This window comes from Winogradskyella luteola (assembly GCF_019203985.1).
Taxonomy (GTDB): Bacteria; Bacteroidota; Bacteroidia; order Flavobacteriales; family Flavobacteriaceae; genus Winogradskyella; species Winogradskyella luteola.
Map to the genome: position 1 here is coordinate 1 of NZ_JAGSPD010000042.1, position 918 is coordinate 918.

At 28.5% G+C, this 918-nt stretch carries 1 protein-coding gene; it reads left to right on the forward strand.

The window, feature by feature from the left end; all coding sequences use genetic code 11:
* Positions 1-215: 215 nt before the first annotated feature.
* Positions 216-827 carry a hypothetical protein gene (locus tag KCG49_RS16330; RefSeq protein ID WP_218548024.1) on the forward strand — a complete coding sequence of 204 codons (612 nt, stop codon included), beginning with the start codon at positions 216-218 and terminating at the stop codon, positions 825-827.
* The last annotated feature ends 91 nt before the right edge of the window (positions 828-918 follow it).

Sequence of the window (918 nt, forward strand, 5' to 3'; positions counted from 1 at the left end):
ATCTATAGAAAACCTTAGGAGTAAAGGAATATCAATTGAATCTCTTGAAAAGTCGTTTGATGATTTAAAAAAAACAGTCTTCGAATATTGAAAAAGTCGAAAATAATATTGAAGCTATACGTGAGGAGGTAATAGACCGAATAAAAGATGAACTTGACCAAAATAAAAGAGCTGGTAAATTTTCAATATTCGGTTTTTGGATTGGGGCAGTTGCATTGGTCTTATCAATTGTTTCATCAATATCTAATTTGCGCAGTAATAGTGAGGATGAAAAGACCGTTTTTAAAAACCAAACTGAAGCAAGTGAATCTAAAAAAACAGACACAATAGAAATACAAATTTCAGAAAAGATTGATATCTTAAATGATAGAATCGAAAACCTAACTTACAATTTGATTGGATTTGACGATTATTATATCCCAACTGATAACGAATTTTTGATTTATGCAGGATTTAGTGTAGAGCCAAAAGTTATTTTTAAGTCAAAAGATGATAATACACTAAAAGTAAAAGTCTCAGACGTTTCTGAAAAAGAGGAAAAAGGAAAGATTACGCCTCAGGCTTATTTAAGTTTTTATATTGATGATAAAAAAATAGGCTTAGAAGGAGTTAAACAAATTATACGAATTAATAGTTCCAATCGTTTCTGGTATGAAGATTACAATGGAGAATTAATCGTGAATGAATTAGATACTATTAAACTTTTTAAATTGAAGTATGTAGTTGAAAGGATTTATCGAAAACAATCAAAAAGTTTAGTTATTGCTGATGACAAAAATGCTATCCTTTTGAAGGAAATTAAAAAAGACTCAACACAAAAGAAGTAAAATACTTTGCCTAACAATGAACTAAGCTAAAAATCCAAATATATTTTAGTTTAATTTATGTTACAGTTAGGGTCATATACCAATCCTGATC